Annotated in this window: 17 protein-coding genes and 1 riboswitch; of the genes, 6 read left to right on the forward strand and 11 right to left on the reverse strand. The window is 68.5% G+C overall.

The features are described 5' to 3' along the window. The first annotated feature begins 5 nt into the window (after positions 1-5). Positions 6-662: a phosphoglycolate phosphatase gene (gph, locus tag SriyCCGPB3_RS02330; protein ID WP_350259828.1), complete on the forward strand. Its 657-nt coding sequence runs from the start codon at positions 6-8 to the stop codon at positions 660-662. A gap of 141 nt (positions 663-803) precedes the next feature. Here gph and btuB read toward each other — a convergent pair whose 3' ends face one another. Continuing rightward, the gene (gene btuB / locus SriyCCGPB3_RS02335; RefSeq protein WP_350259829.1) at positions 804-2,648 is read right to left on the reverse strand and encodes a TonB-dependent vitamin B12 receptor; all 1,845 of its coding nucleotides are present in this window, start codon (positions 2,646-2,648) and stop codon (positions 804-806) included. A 115-nt stretch (positions 2,649-2,763) separates the two neighbouring features. Continuing rightward, a riboswitch (cobalamin riboswitch) is annotated at positions 2,764-2,986 on the reverse strand. 142 nt (positions 2,987-3,128) lie between these two features. Between btuB and SriyCCGPB3_RS02340 the strand changes: the two genes are divergently transcribed. Beyond that, positions 3,129-3,707, forward strand: coding sequence for a histidine phosphatase family protein (locus SriyCCGPB3_RS02340; RefSeq protein ID WP_032128728.1), 579 nt, complete (start codon positions 3,129-3,131; stop codon positions 3,705-3,707). Between the two features lie 91 nt (positions 3,708-3,798). Here SriyCCGPB3_RS02340 and SriyCCGPB3_RS02345 read toward each other — a convergent pair whose 3' ends face one another. Beyond that, positions 3,799-4,161 (reverse strand): TfoX/Sxy family protein, encoded by a 363-nt coding sequence (locus SriyCCGPB3_RS02345; RefSeq protein ID WP_350259830.1) that lies wholly within the window; start codon positions 4,159-4,161, stop codon positions 3,799-3,801. Next, a complete protein-coding gene (locus SriyCCGPB3_RS02350) occupies positions 4,158-4,640 on the reverse strand; it encodes a GAF domain-containing protein (RefSeq protein ID WP_110710949.1) in 483 nt (160 codons plus the stop codon). Before SriyCCGPB3_RS02350 ends, SriyCCGPB3_RS02345 begins: the two co-directional genes overlap by 4 nt. Before the next feature lie 68 nt (positions 4,641-4,708). Between SriyCCGPB3_RS02350 and bioD the strand changes: the two genes are divergently transcribed. Further along, positions 4,709-5,392 (forward strand): dethiobiotin synthase, encoded by a 684-nt coding sequence (gene bioD, locus SriyCCGPB3_RS02355; protein ID WP_350259831.1) that lies wholly within the window; start codon positions 4,709-4,711, stop codon positions 5,390-5,392. Between the two features lie 75 nt (positions 5,393-5,467). On the opposite strand, the gene SriyCCGPB3_RS02360 is transcribed toward bioD, so the two are convergent. The 4 genes from SriyCCGPB3_RS02360 to msrB form a co-directional block, all read right to left on the reverse strand. Further along, the gene (locus tag SriyCCGPB3_RS02360; protein ID WP_350259832.1) at positions 5,468-6,916 is read right to left on the reverse strand and encodes a PLP-dependent aminotransferase family protein; all 1,449 of its coding nucleotides are present in this window, start codon (positions 6,914-6,916) and stop codon (positions 5,468-5,470) included. A gap of 205 nt (positions 6,917-7,121) precedes the next feature. Beyond that, positions 7,122-7,859 carry a peptide-methionine (S)-S-oxide reductase MsrA gene (gene msrA / locus SriyCCGPB3_RS02365; RefSeq protein WP_350259833.1) on the reverse strand — a complete coding sequence of 246 codons (738 nt, stop codon included), beginning with the start codon at positions 7,857-7,859 and terminating at the stop codon, positions 7,122-7,124. Positions 7,860-7,873: 14 nt separating this feature from the next. After that, complete coding sequence (locus SriyCCGPB3_RS02370; protein WP_110710952.1) at positions 7,874-9,643, reverse strand: cytochrome c biogenesis protein DipZ; 1,770 nt, start codon at positions 9,641-9,643, stop codon at positions 7,874-7,876. A 2-nt stretch (positions 9,644-9,645) separates the two neighbouring features. Continuing rightward, positions 9,646-10,218: a peptide-methionine (R)-S-oxide reductase MsrB gene (gene msrB, locus SriyCCGPB3_RS02375; RefSeq protein WP_110710953.1), complete on the reverse strand. Its 573-nt coding sequence runs from the start codon at positions 10,216-10,218 to the stop codon at positions 9,646-9,648. Positions 10,219-10,362: 144 nt separating this feature from the next. Between msrB and SriyCCGPB3_RS02380 the strand changes: the two genes are divergently transcribed. Together SriyCCGPB3_RS02380 and SriyCCGPB3_RS02385 are read left to right on the forward strand one after the other, a co-directional pair. Further along, a complete protein-coding gene (locus tag SriyCCGPB3_RS02380) occupies positions 10,363-11,082 on the forward strand; it encodes a response regulator transcription factor (protein ID WP_014035866.1) in 720 nt (239 codons plus the stop codon). After that, the gene (locus SriyCCGPB3_RS02385) at positions 11,079-12,548 is read left to right on the forward strand and encodes a sensor histidine kinase (RefSeq protein ID WP_110710955.1); all 1,470 of its coding nucleotides are present in this window, start codon (positions 11,079-11,081) and stop codon (positions 12,546-12,548) included. The genes SriyCCGPB3_RS02380 and SriyCCGPB3_RS02385 overlap by 4 nt, the downstream gene beginning before the upstream one ends. On the opposite strand, the gene SriyCCGPB3_RS02390 is transcribed toward SriyCCGPB3_RS02385, so the two are convergent. Both SriyCCGPB3_RS02390 and SriyCCGPB3_RS02395 read right to left on the reverse strand, forming a co-directional pair. Then, a complete protein-coding gene (locus tag SriyCCGPB3_RS02390) occupies positions 12,545-13,891 on the reverse strand; it encodes an ATP-binding protein (protein ID WP_110710956.1) in 1,347 nt (448 codons plus the stop codon). The two genes, SriyCCGPB3_RS02385 and SriyCCGPB3_RS02390, sit on opposite strands and share 4 nt — an antisense overlap. Next, positions 13,888-14,577 carry a winged helix-turn-helix domain-containing protein gene (locus SriyCCGPB3_RS02395; protein WP_004154050.1) on the reverse strand — a complete coding sequence of 230 codons (690 nt, stop codon included), beginning with the start codon at positions 14,575-14,577 and terminating at the stop codon, positions 13,888-13,890. The genes SriyCCGPB3_RS02390 and SriyCCGPB3_RS02395 overlap by 4 nt, the downstream gene beginning before the upstream one ends. 350 nt (positions 14,578-14,927) lie before the next feature. On the opposite strand from SriyCCGPB3_RS02395, the gene asnB reads away from it, so the two are divergent. Next, the gene (gene asnB, locus SriyCCGPB3_RS02400) at positions 14,928-16,829 is read left to right on the forward strand and encodes an asparagine synthase (glutamine-hydrolyzing) (protein WP_350259834.1); all 1,902 of its coding nucleotides are present in this window, start codon (positions 14,928-14,930) and stop codon (positions 16,827-16,829) included. Positions 16,830-17,491: 662 nt separating this feature from the next. On the opposite strand, the gene SriyCCGPB3_RS02405 is transcribed toward asnB, so the two are convergent. Further along, entirely contained in the window at positions 17,492-17,839 is a 348-nt protein-coding gene (locus SriyCCGPB3_RS02405; protein ID WP_107432464.1) for a phasin family protein, read from the reverse strand. Between the two features lie 117 nt (positions 17,840-17,956). Beyond that, complete coding sequence (queD, locus tag SriyCCGPB3_RS02410) at positions 17,957-18,319, reverse strand: 6-carboxytetrahydropterin synthase QueD (RefSeq protein WP_005407953.1); 363 nt, start codon at positions 18,317-18,319, stop codon at positions 17,957-17,959. Positions 18,320-18,474: the final 155 nt, after the last annotated feature.

Here is an 18,474-nt window from a genome sequence, read left to right on the forward strand (position 1 = left end):
GTTCCTTGTCGTATCCCTATCCGCTGGTCGTGTTCGACCTTGATGGCACGCTGGTCGACAGCGCCGCCGATATCGCCGAAGCACTGAACCGCACGCTGGAGGACATCGGTGTGGCACGCGTGCCGGAAGCCACGGTGCTGGGCTGGATCGGAGATGGTGTGCGCCGCCTGGTCGAGCAGGCCGTGCATGCCGCCGGTCGCGAAGTCGACCTGGCTGAAGTGATGCCGGTGTTCATGGTGCACTACCGTGAGTGCCTGCTGCGCAGCCCGCGCCTGTTCGACGGCGTGGCCGAAGCGCTGGCACAGCTGCGGGAACGCGCGGTGCCGCTGGCGATCTGCACCAACAAGCCCGAAGCGCTGGTGCCGCCGCTGCTGCAGCACCTGGGTATCGGTGATGCGTTTGCGCTGGTGCTGGGCGGAGATTCGCTGCCGCAGCGCAAGCCCAGTGGCGAACCGCTGCGGCACATCGCCGCGCACTTCGGGTTGCCGGCGGACACCTGCCTGATGGTGGGTGATTCGTTGACCGACTACCGTGCCGCCGAAGCGGCCGGCATGCCGATCGCGCTGGTGCGCTATGGCTATCCGCGCGGCCTGGATCTGGCCACCGCAGACGCGGTGGCGGTGATCGACGACCTGCGTGAGCTGCCGGGGTTGCAGGCCTGACGCAACGGATAATCCCGTTCGCCGGCCGGCAGACCCGGCTGACGCAATGGGTAGTGCCGGCCGTTGGCCGGCAACCCGGAATGCGCTGCCGAAGGTCATGATGTTGCCGGCCAGCGGCCGGCACTACCATGACCGTCGCGCTCACTTCGGCTGGTAACGCACGCTCAGCTGGTACTCGCGGCCCGGCTGGTTGAACCACGCTACGGTCTCGTAGCGGCGATCGAACACGTTGGCGGCACGCGCCAGCAGCGACCACTCCGGCGTCAGCGCGTACTCGGCGCGCAGGTCCAGCGTGCCGTAGCCGCCAACCTTCACCGAGTTGCTGGCGTTGTCATAGCGCTTGCCTGCACCCTGCACGGTCAGGCCGGCGCGGAAATCGCCGAAGCGGCGGTCGATGTCCAGGCGTGCGTTCTGCTGCGCGCGGCGCGGCAGCCAGTTGTCGAACTGGGTGCTGCCGTGGGTGCGGTTGCGCGGGTCGGTATAGCTCAGCTGCGCATTGATGTCGAAGCCGGCCAGCAGCATGCCACCGGTCAGCTCGGCACCGCGGATGCGCGCCTTCTCCACCTGCCGCATCTTCATCGTGGAGGCATCGTAGGTGATCAGGTCATCGATGCGGGTCTCGTACACGTCCAGGCCCCAGTGCCAGCCCTGGCCCTGCTGCGAAACGCCGAGATTGGCGCTCTTGGACTTCTCCGGCTTCAACGTCCGCACGCCGCTCCATGGGTCGTACAGGTCGCTGAAAGTCGGTGCCTTGAACGCCGTGCCGTAGCTGGCATTGACGCGCAGGCCGTGCTCCAGTTCCATCGCCCAGCCCACGCTGCCGGTGGCGTGGTTGCCGAACTGCTGGTTGTCGTCGTTGCGCGCGCTGGCCTGCAGCTGGTGGCGGCCGAAGCGACCCTGGTACTGCACGAACACGCCGGTGTTGCGGCGGCTGTCGACGAGGTAACCAGCGCTGCTGCCATCCAGGTTGTCTTCGCTCCAATCCACGCCTGCACTCAGCAGCTGGCCCTCGGCCACGCCGAAGTCACCCTGCAGCGAGGCGCTGTCGCGATGGGTCTGCGCGCTGCCGAACACCCCCGGTGCGCCGAAGTTGTCCGACTCGTTGTCACTGCGGCCGACGTTGGCGGTGAACGCCAGGCGTTCGGACGGGGTGTAGCGCACCTTGCCGGCCAGCACCTGCTGGCGGGTCTCCGAGTAGTTGTAGTAGCCGTCGTAGTGGTTCTTGCCGTCGGCACGCAATGCGCTGCCTTCCATGGTCCACTGGTCGTTGAAGCTGTAGCCGCCGCGCAGGCTCTTGGACAGGTTGCGGTAGCCGTCGCGGTCATGCTCGTCGGCAAAGCAGCCCGCGGAGAACACCGAGGAGGAGCCGCGGCAGGCATCGATGCCGTCGGAATGCTGGTAGGCGATGTCAGCGCCGAACCAGCCGCGTTCGGTGCCACCGCCGATGCCGCCACTGGCCTCGCGCAGGCCATTGCTGCCGCCACCGAGCTGGAAGTGCGGGGCGAAGTCACCCTGGTTGCGGCGGGTGAAGATCTGGATCACGCCACCGATGGCGTCGGCGCCGTACAGGCTGGACTGCGGGCCACGCACGATTTCCACGCGTTCGATCTGCGCCAGCGGCAGGTCCTGGTACATGGCCAGGCCGAGGTCGGCGCTGTTGATGCGCACGCCATCCACCAGCACCACGGTGTGGCCCGAGTTGGTGCCACGCAGGAACAGCGAGCTCTGCTTGCCCAGGCCGCCGGCATTGGTCAGGTTGATGCCGGCGCGGCCGCGCAGCAGTTCCTGCAGCGAGGTGGCCTGGCTGGATTCGATCTGCGCGCGGTCGATCACCTGGGCCGGCGCGATGCTGTCCTGCAGGGCAATCGGGGTGCGGGTGGCGGTAACCAGGATCTGGTCGAGCGCGGTGGTGTCATCGGCGGCCTGGGCCAGCGCGGGCAGGGCGGCCAGCACGGCCAGGGACAGCATTCGGGACTGCAGCTTCATGGGGGACTCCAGGTGCCACGCACGCCCGCGTGGCGAAGGGGAGGAGCCGCGAAGGCAGGCATGCGCCGACGCCGCAGCGCAGGCCGCGGTCATCCAGCGCCATGCCCACCGCATCGCGACCTGAGGCTTCCGGGCCGGTCTCCGGGCTTGCCGCCGGGTGGCGCGAGGCCACCGTCCAGGCGCCTTCCCATGCCTGCGGCACAGTGGCGTTGTTGCCTGGAACTGACGTGCTTACCGTTGCGGGGGCAGCGCCGGCCTGGCGTGGAATCACGCGTCACCGGCTTCCCGTTTCAACCTGCCGGCCGTGGCCGCAGGTCACCTGGAAGTGCGCGCAGTCTACGGCATCGCAGGCGGCCGGTAGCGTCGAGCCTGCTCGACTGCCTTTGCTGAGCCCTTAGAATGGTCCCTCGATCCCGTGGTGCCGTTGCCGATGTCCGCCCGTTTTCCGCTGTTCCCGCGTTGCCTGTACAGGACGCGCGCATGATCCTCGACCTGGTCCGCCATGCCGGCAACGGTCGCGATGAGTTCCTCGATGGCCGCAGCGATCCACCGCAGCTGGCCCGTCTGCCGCAGGAACTGGTCGACGCTTACGCCGCGCAGCCGTGGGAGCGGGTGATCAGTTCGCCGCGGTTGCGCTCGCTGCACACGGCGATGGCCCTGGCCACGCCGCGCGGGCTGGACGTGGAAGCGGACGAGGAATGGGAAGAGCTGGATTTCGGCGATTGGGACGGGCAGTCGCTGTTCGACCTGCCGGAGGACGCATTGGCGGCCTTCCATGCCGACCCGCATGCATTCCCGCCGCCGAACGGCGAAAGCTGGGGCCACTTCGAGCGGCGCATCGCGCGCGCGCTGGATCGCCTGCTTGATGATGACGATCCGGTGCCGACGCTGGTGGTCAGCCACGGCGGCCCGCTGCGCATGGTGCTGTCGCAGGTCTGCGGCCTGCCGATGTCGCTGTGCTGGGCCCTGCGCATCGACCACGGCACACGCCTGCGGGTGTGGCTGGAGCGCGGCGAGGTCGGGCTGGTGGGCGAACTGCTGGAGCTGCAGCAGCCCTGACCGCACTCGCCGGGCATGACCCGGCGCTACCGATCCCGCATCACAGTGGTAGTGCCGGCCGCTGGCCGGCATCCCCAGGAACGCGGAGGCCTCAATCCTCGTCCGCGCGCTCGGCCACGCCGTCCTCAGCGTCATCGTCAGCATCGAAGCGCTGCTCATGCACGGGACCCGAAACGGGGCCGGCCGCCTTCAGCGGATGCGCGGCGATGCGCGCTTCGTAGTCCTGCACCAGCGCATCACGCTGCGGCTCGCTCAGTTCCTGCCAGTGGCAGTCCAGCAGTGCGCCTTCCAGCGAGTACAACAGGTTCAGGCTGGGCTTGAAGCCCGCGCGCTTGACCTTGACGAAGGCGCCGACCGCGCCGATCGCAACCAGGTCCTCGCGGCTGCGCAGGCCAACCTGGCGCAGCCAGGCTGCACTTTTGGGGCCGATGTTGCGCAGCTTGGGCGCGCTCATCCCAGCGCCTCGACGAACACGCGGGCGATCGCCTCCAGGCCGGCCTGGTCATCGGCATCGAAGCGGCCCACCTTCGGGCTGTCGATGTCGAACACGCCGATCAGTTCATCGCCGCGCAGCAGCGGCACCACCAGTTCCGAGCGCGAGGCCGAATCGCAGGCGATGTGGCCGGGAAAGGCGTCGACGTCCTCCACGCGCTGGGTCACGCGCTGGCTGGCGGCGGCACCGCACACGCCCTTGTCCAACGGGATGCGCACGCAGGCTGGCAGGCCTTGGAACGGCCCGACCACCAGCTCCTTGCCGTCGTACAGGTAGAAGCCCACCCAGTTCAGGTCGGGCAGTGCGTGGTAGACCAGTGCGGAGAGGTTGGCCGCGTTGGCGATGCGGTCGGACTCGCCGTAGACCAGGCCACGGGCCTGTTCCAGCAGCTGGGCGTATTGTTCCGGCTTGCTGCCGGTAAGCGAGGCATTGGCGAACATGCCCGCAGTCTAGCAAGCGCGCCGGGCCGGTGATAATGCACGCTCTGTTGCCCCGTTGGAGCCCATCGATGCCGTTGCCCGCCACGCTGCCGCCCGCCCTGTTCGTTACCGGCACCGATACCGAGATTGGCAAGACCGCAGCCAGTACCGCGCTCTTACATGCACTGCGCCGGCGCGGCCTGCGTGCGGTGGGCATGAAGCCGGTGGCCAGTGGCAGCGAAGACCTGGGGCAGGGCCTGCGCAACGAGGACGCGCTGGCATTGCAGGCGGCCAGCTGGCCGGTGCCGGACTATGCCGACCTGAACCCGTACGCGCTGCGGCAGCCGCTGGCGCCAGAGCTGGCCGCTGCCGAGGATGGCGTGCAGGTGGAGCTGGCGCCGATCGTGGCCGCGTTCGAACGTCTGCGAGCGCGGGCCGACGTTGTGGTGGTGGAGGGCGTGGGCGGTTGGCTGGCGCCGGTGTCGGTCACGCTGGACCAGCGTGATCTGGTGCGCGCACTGCAGCTGCCCGTGCTGGTGGTGGTGGGCATGCGGCTGGGCTGCGTCAACCATGCGCGGCTGACCACGCAGTCGTTGCAGGCCAGCGGCGTGGAGTGCCTGGGCTGGATCGGCAACCACATCGACCCGGCGATGCAGCGCCAGGACGAGAACATCACCACGCTGCAGCAGCGCCTGCCGATGCCGTGCTGGGGGCGGCTGCCGCATCTGCCGGGTGCGAATGGCGAAGCGCTGTCGGCGTACCTGCTCGAGTGACCCTGGGTAGTGCCGGCCGCTGGCCGGCAACCTCGATGCAATCATATGCGTGCAGTTGCCGGCCAGCGGCCGGCACTACCGTGCTGCAGCCGCCAGCTCCCGCGCGATCGCACCGAGCCGCTCCACCGCACCGATGAAGCGCGCATCCAGCGTCTGGCAGCACGACAGCCGCAGGCAGTGGCGATAGCGCGCACCACGTGAATACACCTGGCCGGGCATGAAGACGATGTCCTCCTGCAGTGCACGCTCGAACAGCTCGCGTGTATCCACGCCCGGCAGTTCCAGCCACAGCAGGAAGCCGCCCTGCGGCTCGGTGGCGCGGGTGCCGGCCGGGAAGTGTTCGGCCACCAGCTGGCGCAGCCGTCCCACCTGTTCGCGGTACAGCCGGCGCATGCGGTGAAGGTGATGCTCGTAGCTGCCGGCTTCCAGATACGCCGCCACCGCATCGCCGAGCAGTTGCGGCTCGCCACCGGTGGACTGGAATTTCAGCAGCGCGATGCGCTCGGCGAAGCGGCCGCCATCCAGCCAGCCGATGCGGTAGTCCGGTGCCAGTGTCTTGGAGAACCCACCGACCACCATCACCCAGCCGTCGCGATCGAAGGCCTTCAGCAAGGGCGCCGGCGGTTCGCAGAACTGCAGTTCGGCGTACACCGCATCCTCGATCAGCGGCAGTTGCCGTGCGTTGACCAGCTCGGCCAGGCGCTGTTTGGCGGCGGTCGGCATGGTGCAGCCCAGTGGGTTGTGCACGGTGGGCATCACCACCAGTGCGGCCAGCGGGGTGTGCTCCAGCAGCGCATCCAATGCGTCGACATCCAGCCCGTGTTGAGGGTGGGTGGGCAGCTCGATGGCCTGCAGGCCGAGGTTGGCCAGCAAGGGATACAGGTTGAAGTAGGACGGCGCCTCGATGCCCACCGCATCACCGGGCTGGGTGACTGCACGCAATGCCAGCTGCAGGCCTTCCATCGCGCCGTGGGTCAGCAGCAGCCGCTCGCTGTGGGTGTGCAGGCCCATGCGTGGACCACGGCGCACGATCTGCGCCAGCAGCCGGGGTGAACCGTTGGGGCGCGCGTAGGTCTCCACCGTCTGCTGGCCGTGACGCAGCACCTGCGCGGTGTGACGGGCCAGCTGTGCGCCCGGATAGAACTGGCGACCGCGCGGACCGGCGAACGCCAGGTCGATCACTCCGGAGCGACGTTGTGCCTCCAGCACGCGAGCCATCAACACCTGCTGCAGCGGCGCGGTGGGCGCAGACGGCGTGTCGCGCAGCGAACGTTCCGGCACCGACAATCGCGGCGCGACCTCGAAGCCGGCTTTGGGCCGCGGAATGACCAGGCCGGCGTCCTCCAGCTGGCGATAGGCCGCGATCACCGTGTTCAGGCTGAGCCTTCGCTGCAGGGCCATCTGCCGCAGTGAAGGCAGGCGGCTGCCGACCGGAAGGCGTCCGCCGTGGATGGCTTCGGCCAGTTCATCGGACAGCCGTTGGTAGCGGGGTGGGATCATCGCGCTCTGGTTATCTGTATCCATCGAACTTCCCGCCATCTGGTGCTGTACCCATGATGATGGCGAGCCTAGCATGTCATCGTCGGACGGGCCTGATCGGGGCACGGCCGATACTTCCCAAGCGCACGGCTGGATGGCCGTGCGTCTTTTTTTGGGAGGTGGTACCGGCCGCTGGCCGGCGATCCCCAGATCCGCAGGAGCCGGCCAGCGGCCGGCACTACCCGGGTCGTTACCGCATCGGCACCAGCGCCGCGTCGCGCCGGTACAGCGCCGGGAACTGCTTGCCCAGTGCCGCCAGCTTCGGTGCGTCGTAGTAGCGGATGTAGGCCGCCTGCGGGTAGTTGGTCATGTAGTTCTGGTGGTAGCTCTCGGCCGGGTAGAAGTGCTGGCCGCTGACCAGCTGGGTGACGATCGGTGCGCGGTAGCTGCCGGCCTGGCCGAGCTGGGCGATGTAGGCGCGGCTGGCCGCCTGCTGGCGTGCGTCATCACTGAAGATCGCCGAGCGGTACTGGCTGCCCTGGTCCGGCCCCTGCCGATTGAGCTGGGTCGGGTCGTGCACCACCGAGAAGAACACCTGCATCAGCTGGCCATAGCTGACCTGGCGCGGGTCGTAGTCGATCTTCACCGCTTCGGCATGACCAGTCTGGCCGCTGCTGACACGCTCGTAGCGCGCATTGGCAGCGCTGCCGCCGATGTAGCCGGACACCGCATTGCTCACGCCCTTGACGTGCTGGAACACGCCCTGCACACCCCAGAAGCAACCGCCGGCGAACACCACGCTGGCATGGGTGGCGTCATCGCGGAACGCGGCGTCGCCGCTGGGCGCAGGTAGCGCCTTGACCTGCGCGCTGGCTTCCAGCGGTGCCGCGACTGCGCCATGGTCGACCAGCAGCACGCCAGCGATCAATGCAGTAGCCACCAGGCCGGCGACGCCGGCGGCGATGCCCTGTTCAAAGGAGAGTTTCATCATGTCCTCCCGGTTCAACCGAAGGTGAAGGCATAGGCCTGCACGCCCGCATCGAGGAATTCGATCTCGAAGCGGTGCGGGCCGACCGTGCCGCGCTGGCGGACCAGCTGGTACAGGCGGTGCTCGTCGACCACGCCGCTGCCATCGGTGCCGACATCACTGCCGGCATCGGCGGCAGACAGCGGCTTGCCGTCCAGCCAGACACGGAAGCGCACTGGCTTGCCGTCCTCGCTCGGTGCCAGCACCAGGTGCAGGTCGCGTGCGTGGAACTGGAAGGCGATGCGGCCACCGGCTTGGTGCAGCTGTGCGGCCTCGTCGGTGACGGTCCAGCGCCCGGACAGTCCCCATTGGTTCAACGCCAGGGTGGCCGGCAGCGTGTAGTCGAACGCGGTGTCGCTGCGCTGCCCGCCGGGCGAGGCGAACTGCTCTGCGCGGGCGTGGCCCAGGTAGGTTTCCGGCGAACGCAGGTTGCCCATGTCGGCCTGCACGGCCACGCCCTTCAGGTCGGCGGCAGCGGGATCGGCGGGTGGTGGCAGATTGGTCTGCCCGGCTTCGGTCAGCAGGCGACGGATCATTTGTTCCGAGCGCGCATAGTTGCCCTCGCCGAACTGATGGCCGCGGATATTGCCCTGCGCGTCGACGAAGTACTGTGCCGGCCAGTAGCGGTTGTTGAAGGCGCGCCAGATCGTGTACTGGTTGTCGAGCGCCACCGGGTACTCGACCTTCAGCTGCTGCACCGCCTTCATCACGTTGCGTGGGTCACGCTCGAAGGCGAACTCCGGCGTGTGCACGCCGACCACCACCAGGCCGTGGTCGCGGTAGCGGCGCTCCCATTCGTGCACGAACGGCATCGCGCGCAGGCAGTTGATGCAGGAATAGGTCCAGAAATCGACCAGCACCACCTTGCCGCGCAGCTGCTGTGGACTCAGTGGCGGGCTGTTGAGCCAGCCGGTGGCGCCATCCAGCGCGGGCAGGGTGCCCTCCACCGGCAGCGGTGCATCGGCACCGGCATTGGCACCGGCCATCATCATCATCGGCGGTGCAGCCGGCTGCGCGCCCGGCACTGCGTCCAGCAGGCTTTGCTCGATGCGCGCGGTGCTGACCGTGGACAGTCGGGTCAGCAGGCCGGTATCCCAGCCGAGGCCGATCGCCACGACGGCCAGCAGCGCGGCCACGCCCAGTACCTTGCGCAGGACATCGCCGAGGCCGAGCCGCGCCTGCATCGCGCGGAACACCCGGCCGCCGATCCACACCGCCAGCGCCAGTGCGGTGATCGCACCCAGTGCATAGGCCAGTAGCAGCGCAGTGGTGCCGACGCTGGCGCCATGCAGGGCGGCGCCGGTCAGCACCAGGCCGAGGATCGGCCCGGCGCACGGTGCCCACAGCAGGCCAGTGGCGATGCCGATCAGCAGCGAGGTCCACGCGCCGCCGTGCCCCGCGGCATCCGCCGCATCGGCGCGTGCGCTCAGGCGGGCACCCACGCGCTGGAACGGTGCCAGCAGGTGGTCGGCCAGCCGCGGCCAGAGCAGCGCGATCGCGAACAGCGCCATCAGCAGCAGGGCGATCCAGCGTCCGACCTGGTTGGCCTGTGCCACCCATTGGCTGCCCACCGCGGCCAGGCTGGCGACCACGGTGAAGGTGAGCGCCATGCCCAGCAGCAGCGGCAGCGTGCTGCGCAGGAACGGACGGTCGGCACGCGCGAACACGAACGGCAGCACCGGCAGGATGCAGGGGCTGAGCAGGGTCAGTGCGCCCCCCAGATAGGCAAGCAGCAACAGCAGCATCGTCAGGCTCCGGAAGCAGGGGAAGAACCGACCGGCACCCGCCAGCCGTCGGCAGTGCCATCAGTGGCACCGGGAACGAACACCATCGCCGCACCGTTCATGCAGTAGCGCAGTCCGGTAGGGCGTGGCCCATCGTTGAACACATGGCCGAGATGGCCGCCGCAGCGGCGGCAGTGCACCTCCACCCGCAGCATCCCGAAGGTGACGTCGCGGTCTTCGCCGATGGCGTTGTGCAGCGGCGCCCAGAAGCTGGGCCAGCCGGTGCCGCTTTCGAACTTGGTGGAGGAGGAGAACAGCGGCAGTGCACAGCCGGCGCAGGCGAAGGTGCCCTGCCGGTGTTCCTTGTTGAGCGGGCTGCTCCACGGCCGTTCGGTGGCCTGCTGGCGCAGCACCGCGTACTGCGCCGGGGTCAGGCGCTGGCGCCACTCGGCATCACTGTGCATGACCTCGAACTGTCGCGACGGACGCGCTTCGGCGGCGGCCGGGGCGGCGCGGCTGCAGGCCCCCAGGCCGAGCAGCCCGGCGGCGGTGGCAACACCGCCCAGGCCCAGCAGATGGCGGCGGGAGAGGGACATGGCGGACTCCGGGAAGGGGCGACGGGGCCATGCTGCGCCCGCCCGGGTCAACGAATCCTCACGCAGGATTCAATTTTTCGTGAGGTATCGGCGGCCGTCCCGCGCCACAATGCAGCCAGCCTCCCCACTGGCCCCGAGCTGCCGATGTCGACCAAACGCGTGCTGATCGTTGAAGACGATGCCCACATCGCCGACCTGCTGCGCATGCATCTGGGCGATGAGGGCTACGACGTCGCCCATGCCGCCAGTGGTGACGCCGGCCTGCGCCTGCTCGAGCAGGACGGCCCGTGGGATGCGCTGGTGCTGGACGTGATGCTGCCCGGCGTGGACGGGCTGCAGGTGTGCCAGCGCGCACGCGCGATGGCACGCTACGTGCCGATCATCATCATCAGTGCGCGTGGCAGCGAAACCCAGCGCATCGTTGGCCTGGAGCTCGGCGCGGACGATTACCTGGCAAAGCCCTTTTCGATGCCGGAACTGGTGGCACGGGTGCGCGCGCTGCTGCGCCGCGCCGAGGCGATGGCACAGAGCGCGCGCATCGATGCCGGTGCGATCGAGCTGGGCGGGCTGCAGCTCGATCCGGTGGCGCGCACCGCGTCGGTGGATGGCAACGCGCTGGAACTGACACCGCGCGAGTTCGACCTGCTGTTGTTCTTCGCCCGTCACCCGGACCAGGTGTTCGCACGCATGGAACTGCTCAACCAGGTCTGGGGCTACCAGCACGATGGTTACGAGCACACGGTCAACACCCACATCAACCGCCTGCGCAGCAAGATCGAACCCGACCCGGCGAACCCGCGGCGATTGCTGACGGTGTGGGGCCGCGGCTACAAGCTGGTCGATCCGGCCGGGGCGGCGGCATGATCAAGCCGAACCTGTGGCAGAAGCTGGCGGTGGTGACCGCCGCGCTGATGCTGATGTGCTGCATGGCGCTGCTGGCACTGCAGATGCGCGCCAACACCCGCCACGAGCAGGAGGTGGTGCAGCGGTTGTCGCTGGGCCTGGCCGAGCACATCGCCCAGCGCAGCGAGCTGATGGATACCAGCGGCATGCGCGATGCCGCGGTGCGCGCGCTGTTCGGCCAGTTGATGGCGGTCAATCCCAGCGTCGAGGTCTATCTGCTGGACGACCAGGGACGCATCCTGGGCCACGATGCGCCCAGTGGCCATCTGGTGCGCAACAAGGTGGACGTGGCACCGCTGCGCCGTCTGCTGTCGGGTGCGCCGTTGCCGATCCTCGGTGATGACCCGCGCAGTGCCGATGGCCGCAAGGTGTTCAGTGCCGCACCGTTGATCGTGCAGGGCCGCCAGGCCGGCTATGTGTACGTGGTGCTGGTCGGCGAGCACCGGCAGATGCTGGCCGACGATCTCGCCGCGGGCAGCCAATGGAACACCACGCTGTGGTCAGTCGTGCTGGTGGGGGGCCTCGGCCTGCTGGCCGGGCTGGTGGCGTTCTACTGGGTGACCCGCCCACTGCGGCGGCTGACCCGGCGCATCCAGGCGTTCGACATCGACGCGCCGACCCCACTGCCGCCGCCAGAGCCACTGCGGCCCGGTGAGCGCGATGAACTGGTGATCCTGGAACACGCGCACGCGCAGATGGCGCAGCGGCTGGGTGAGCAATGGCAGCAGTTGCGCCAGCAGGACCTGCAGCGGCGCGAACTGGTGGCCAACATCTCGCATGACCTGCGCACGCCGTTGTCGTCGCTGCACGGCTATCTGGAAACGCTGGCGCTGAAGGACGCCACGCTGTCGCCGGACGAGCGCCGCCGCTACCTCGGCATTGCGCTGGCGCAGAGCGCCAAGGTCGGTCGCCTGGCACGCGCGCTGTTCGAGCTGGCGCGGCTGGAACATGGCGAAGTGCGCCTGGAGTGGGAAGTGTTCGCGCTGCCGGAGCTGCTGCAGGACGTACTGCAGAAGTTCGAGCTGGCCGCGCAGGCGCGTGGCCAACAGCTGCACGCGGCGTTTCCGCCCGGCCTGCCGCTGGTCCGCGCCGACCTGGGCCTGGTCGAGCGGGTGCTGACCAATCTGCTCGACAACGCGCTGCGGCATGCGCCCGACGGTGGCCAGATCGAGGTGCGCCTGCGTGCCACGCCCGACAGCGTGGAGGTCAGCGTGGCCGATGATGGCCCCGGGGTGGCGCCAGCGCTGCGAAACCAGTTGTTCCAGGCGCCGGCCGCGCTGGGCGCGCGGCGCGGCGAGAACGGCGGATTGGGCCTGTTGATCGTGCAGCGCATCGTGCAGCTGCATGGCCGCAGGATCGAGCTGCGCGACAGCGAGCGGGGCGCGCTGTTCGTATTTGCCTTGCCGCGTGCGGAGCCAGCGGCCTAGCAGGCCGCTTCGCACTCCACGATGCCGCCGGTCTCCAGCGGCAGGTGCAGGCGGATACAGGCACCGCCCAACTCCGAATCGGTGACCTCGACGTGGCCGCCGTGCTTGTCGGCCACCACCTGCACCAGCGCCAGGCCGAGGCCGAAACCGGGGCTGCCCGGGTCCAGCCGGACGTAAGGCTGCAGCACCTGGCCGCGCAGTTCCGGCGCGATGCCGGGACCGTCGTCCTCCACCTGCAGGCACAGCCAGCCGTCGTTGACCGTGCTGGCGATGCGGATCTGCCGCCGCGCATAACGAAGGGCATTGCCGAGCAGGTTGCGCAGCGCCAGTTCCAGCATGTGCCGATTGACGTTGACCAGGCCTACCGGTGACAGCGCCTGCTGCACCGGCATTGGCAGCGGTGCGAACTGGGCCACCACGCCACGTACCAGCGCCGCCAGCTGCAGGCGCTGGCGGGTCAGCTGATGGCAGCGACCGAGTGCGGCGTACTCGACGCCGGCATCGGTGAGGTGCTGCAAGCGATCGACGTCGGTGCGCAGCCCGCCCAGTGCATCGCGCTGCACATCATCGAGCGCGGTGTCCTCCAGGTCGGCCAGGCCGAAACGCATCCGCGCCAACGGCGTGCGTACTTCGTGCGCCACCGCCTGCGCCAGCACGCGCTGGCTTTCCAGCAGCTGCTGCAGCTGCTCGGCCATGTGGTTGAAGGCATTCGCCAACGGCCGTACCAGGGCAGTACCGGCACGCGGTGCACGCGTGTCCAGCTGGCCGTCGCGCATCTGCCGCGCCGCCTGGGCCAGCTGAGAGACGTCGCGCCACAGCCGGTAGACCATCACGTACATCGGCAGTGCCACCGCCACCATCAGGATCAGCAGCAGGATCGCCACACCGGATACTTCGCTGTCCTGCCAGCCTTCATCCGGCAGCGCTTCGTCCAGCGGCCCCAGCATCACCGCATAGTCGCTGTCGCCGATCCGCTGCAGGCTGCGCATGTGCTCCAGGTCGATCTGCACGCGGCCGTTGTTGAACGGCGGGCGTTGGCTGGCCGGCAGCTCCTTTACTGCCTCGGCCAGCGGCACCATGCGCAGCGCGTAGGCGAAATCGGCGTCGAGTTCGCGCGCCAGCGCCGGCCACTGCTCGCGTGGAGTCTCGGCGAAGCGATGCTGCAGCAGCGCATGTGTGCCGCGCATCTCGGCCTGCAGTCCGGCTTCGGTGCGGTCTTCCAGCAGGGCATCCCAGGCCCACAGGCCCAGCACGATCAGCAACAGGTGGGCAACCAGGAAGCCGATGCCGTAGCGCAGGAAGTGGAAGGCGTGGCCGCGCATCGCCGAGGGTGTGCGTTTCATCCCCATGCCGAGCGGCTGAACAGGTAGCCGCGGCCACGGACGGTCTTGATCCGTTCCGGCTGCTCGGGGTTGTCGCCCAGCTTGCGGCGCAGGCGCGAGATGCGGGCATCGATCGAACGATCCAGGCCATCGAAGGCGATGCCACGCAGGCCGCGCAGCAGCGCGTCGCGGTCCAGGATCTGGCCGGCATTGCTGGCCAGCAGGAACAACAGGTCGAACTCGGCGGTGGTGAGCTCCAGCAGGGCGCCCTGCAGGTGCACATTACGGGTGGACGGGTCGATGTTCAGCTCGCCGAAGCGCAGGCTGCCATCCCGCGGTTCGACCCGGCGGTGGCGGCGCAGGTGGGCGCGCAGGCGGGCCAGCAGCACCCGCGGCTCGATCGGCTTGCCGATGTAGTCGTCGGCGCCCAGCTCCAGCCCCAGCACCTGGTCGATGTTGTCGGTACGGGCCGTCAGCACGCAGATGATGCCATCGTAGTGGGGGCGGATCTGCCGACACACTTCGAAACCATCCTGGTCCGGCAGGCCGACATCGAGCAGGACCAGGGCCGGCTTCTCGGCCAGGATCCGGGTCACCGCACGCTCGCCGCTGCGTTCGTGGGCGACCTGGTAACCATGCCGCTGCAGATAGTCACTGACCATCGTACCCAGGCGGGCATCGTCTTCGACCAGTACGATATCCAGCATTTTCAAGGCCTCCGTGGGCGCAAACGTACCGCCACGGCACGAGCGCGGCGATGCTATCCCAGCCGTCGGGCCACCCGGGTCCAGGGGGCGGGCGCCATTCAGCCGGGGTTGCTGGCGCACGGGCCGGGTCTCAGCCCCGGCAACAACTTGGCGCCCAGCATAGCCGGTTGCCGTTACAAAACGTTACCTTCGTGATACGTCCGGTGACCATCGCTGACAGCAAAGCGACTGACGCCGGGTGGGGGACGGGCCGAGCATGGAGTCTCCTCCGTTCCGCGTGCCGTCCCCATGTCGCCCGCCGCCCTCTGCCTGCTGAACCCGTCCCGCCGTTGCCGCTGCGGAGGTGCCCGATGAGCGGCGTGGTCGGGGCCTGGCTGCCGCCGGCCGAGGACGAGCACCTGCTGCAGCAGCTGGCGCCGATGCTGCGCGCCCTGCAGCAACGCGGCCGCGGCCGGATCGGCTACTGGACCGACGCCGAGGCCGGCCTCGCATTGGGCCACTGCCGGGCGCCGACCGACACCCCGCTGCAGCCGCTGAGCTCGGACTGCGGCCGTTACGTGCTGTGCCTGGATGGGCGCCTGTACAACCGCGTTGATCTGCAGTCGCAGCTGCGTGATCTGCCGCGCAGCTGCAGCGATGCCCGCGTGCTGCTGCAGGCGATCGTCGAGTGGGGCGTGGAGCGGGCGCTGTCGCGCATCGAGGGCGCCTTCGGTTTCAGTGTGTGGGACCGCGAATCGCGTGAGTTGTGGCTGGCCCGTGACCCGGTGGGCGAGCGGCCGCTGTATTACGGCTGGTACCAGGGACAGTTCCTGTTTGCCTCCGAGCTGAAGGCGCTGCAGGCGTTCGCCGGCTTTGCCCCAAGCATTGATCAGGACGCACTGAGCCTGCTGCTGCGCCATGACTATGTGCCGGCGCCGCACACCATCTACCGCGGCATCCACAAGCTGGTGGCGGGCGCGATGCTGCGCATCGATCTCAGCGACCATGCCGCGGGTTACTCCAGCCAGGCCGCGCAGGGGGGCGCGCGCTACTGGTGCGCACGCGATGCGATGCAGAGCGCACTGCAGGAACCGCTGCAGCCGGCGCCGAGCCTGGAGCAGGCGACCGACCAGCTGGAAGCTGTGCTGCAGAAGGCCATCGCCGCACGCATGCATTCGCCGCTGGCCTGCGGTGCGTTCCTGTCCGGCGGCACCGATTCCTCGCTGGTGACGGCGATGATGCAGGCGCAGTCGACGCTTCCGATCGAAGCGTGGACGGTCGGCTTCGATGATCCCGGCCATGATGAGAGCGACTGGGCCTCGCAGGTCGCGCGCCATCTGGGTGTGCAGCACCACCTGCACCGGATGGACGCGCGGCAGGGCCTGGATCTGCTGCAGCGGCTGCCGCAGGTCTGGTGCGAGCCGTTCGCTGATGCGTCGCAGCTGCCGACGCTGCTGGCCAGTGAACTGTTGGGCGCGCGCAAGCCGGTGGCGCTGACCGGCGATGGCGGTGATGAACTGTTCTTCGGTCATCCCAGCTATGGCCGCGCACTGCGCAATGCACGCCTGTGCGGTGGCTTGCCGGACTGGGTGCGTGACCTGGCGCGGCGCAGTGGCAACCGCATGAACGTGGAGCGTGGCCGCCTGGGCGGCTGGCGTGCGCTGGTGGCCGAGGTTGCCGCCAACGATGTGGAAGGGCATTACCTGCAGCGAGTGACGCGCTGGCGGCAGCCGGCGCAGGTGGTGCTGGGCGCACGTGAGCCGATGACGATCTTCCAGCAGCAGGACACTGCGCTGCCGGCCGAGGCGCGCATCCAGCTGTTGGATTTCCGCATGGATCTGGCCGAGGGCATCCTCGCCAAGGTCGATCGCGCGGGCATGGCGGCGGGCGTGGAGACGCGTGCGCCGCTGCTGGACATGGAGGTGGTGCGTCTGGCCTGGCGCCTGCCGCAGCACCTGAAGTACCACGATGGGGAGCACAAGCGGATTCTGAAGCACCTGCTGGCGCGCTACCTGCCGGAACCGCTGGTGTATCGCCCCAAGCGCGGTTTCGGTCCGCCGATGGCGCGCTGGTTGGCCGGCCCGCTGCGCGATTGGGCGGAGGCGCTGCTGGATCCGCAGCTGCTGCGCAACCAGGGGTGTTTCGAAGTTGCGCGCGTGCGCGGTATCTGGGAGGCGTTCCTGCGTGGTGAGCGCAAGTGGCACACGCACCTGTGGAACGTGCTGATGTTCCAGGCGTGGCATCAGCACTGGCACGGTGGTCGCGGGCGCTGAGGTTCCTTCGCGGTGTGTTCTGCGTGGCGCAGGGCGGAGGCCCTTGCGTACGAATGTCCTCCGGCGCCGGCCGTTGGCCGTCACCTCCCCCTTTACTTCGTACGCAAGGGCCTCCGCCCCGCGTTCGGAGTTCGTCGGTGCCTCATTGAAAGGCTGCCGCGAGCGCTGCGTTTTGCTCTCCGCACCCCGGCGGGGCCTATCAGTTCCTGGCGAATCGGGACGCAGACGCGCTTGTGGCGGTTTGTTCTGCGCGGCGCAGGGCAGAGGCCCTTGCGTACGAATGTCCCCCGGCGCCGGCCGTTGGCCGTCACCTCCCCCTTTACTTCGTACGCAAGGGCCTCCGCCCTGCGTTCGGAGTTCGTCGGCGCCTCATTGAGAGGCTGCCGCGAGCGTTGCGCTCTCCTCACCGCACGCCGAGCCTCGTCGGGGCGGGCGGAGGGCTGGGCAAAGTAAAGGAGGAGGTGACGGCCAACGGCCGGCGCCGGGGGACATTTGCCCAGGCCCCTGCCCACCCCGGCGAGGCCCATCAGTTCGCAGCGATTCCGGACGAAGACGCGCTTCGCGATCCGAACGCCAGGCAAAAAAAGACCCGGCAGAGGGAGGGATCTGCCGGGTCCGGATTGCGTGGGGGGAGGGACCCACGCAATGAGCGTTGCGTCGCGTCAGTGGTTGCTCGCGTCCGCCGTTGATTCGTTGTAGCCCTGCACCAGTTCGGACCAGGCCTTGCCGGCCTGCAGGCCGAGGCCGACCACGTCCTGCTGGGCCTGGCCCAGCCGCTGCAGGTTGTCCTGCCACAGCTGCGCCCCCTTGTTGAGCATCCCGGCCGCATCCTCGCTGCGGGCCAGTTCGCCCAGCCAGCCGCTGGTCGCGGTCAGGTTGCGCTCCATCACCTTCAGCTGCACGCCGAACATGCTTTCCGCGTTCTCCAACGCCAACCGGTTCGCACGCGTTGCCGCGGCGGCGAGCTGGCGGGTGGCATCACTGAAGCGATCGCTGAAGGCGGCGGCCATGGGGGCATCAGGGAGTGGCTTGATGCAATGCAGCATACGCCGTTGATGCGGCAATGCAACAAAAATAACAAAGGCGCCCAAGGCGCCTTTGAAACACCTTTCAGATCAATGGGTTGATCAGGCAGTGGGGCCGCGGTAACGGCACCCCGACGTGCAGGTTTCGTGCACGGTGATCTCGCTCAGCGCCGGCAGGCTCGGCTTGAGTTCGTTCCAGATCCACACCGCCAGGTTCTCGCTGGTCGGATTCTCCAGGCCGGGGATGTCATTGAGGTAGTGATGGTCCAGGCGGTCATAGATCGGCTGGAAGGCCGCCTTGACGTCGCCGAAGTCCATGATCCAGCCGGTCTGCGCACCCGGCTCGCCCTCGACCTTCAGTTCCACCCGGAACGAGTGGCCGTGCAGGCGCGCGCACTTGTGCCCCGGCGGCACGTTGGGGAGGCGGTGCGCCGCCTCGAGCATGAAGACTTTGAAGATTTCCATGGCGCGATTGTACGCCGCAGGTGGCCGGGCAGCCTGAGCGGATGTTGGGTCTTCGTGAAGAATTTCTTTCCATCCGGATGAAGAGATGATAATTTCTCTTATATCCGTATGAAGAGATGTTATTGGCCGGACCCCGGCCAGGCATGGACTACTGC

Origin of the sequence: Stenotrophomonas riyadhensis (assembly GCF_040256885.1) — a bacterium.
Lineage (GTDB): Bacteria > Pseudomonadota > Gammaproteobacteria > Xanthomonadales > Xanthomonadaceae > Stenotrophomonas > Stenotrophomonas riyadhensis.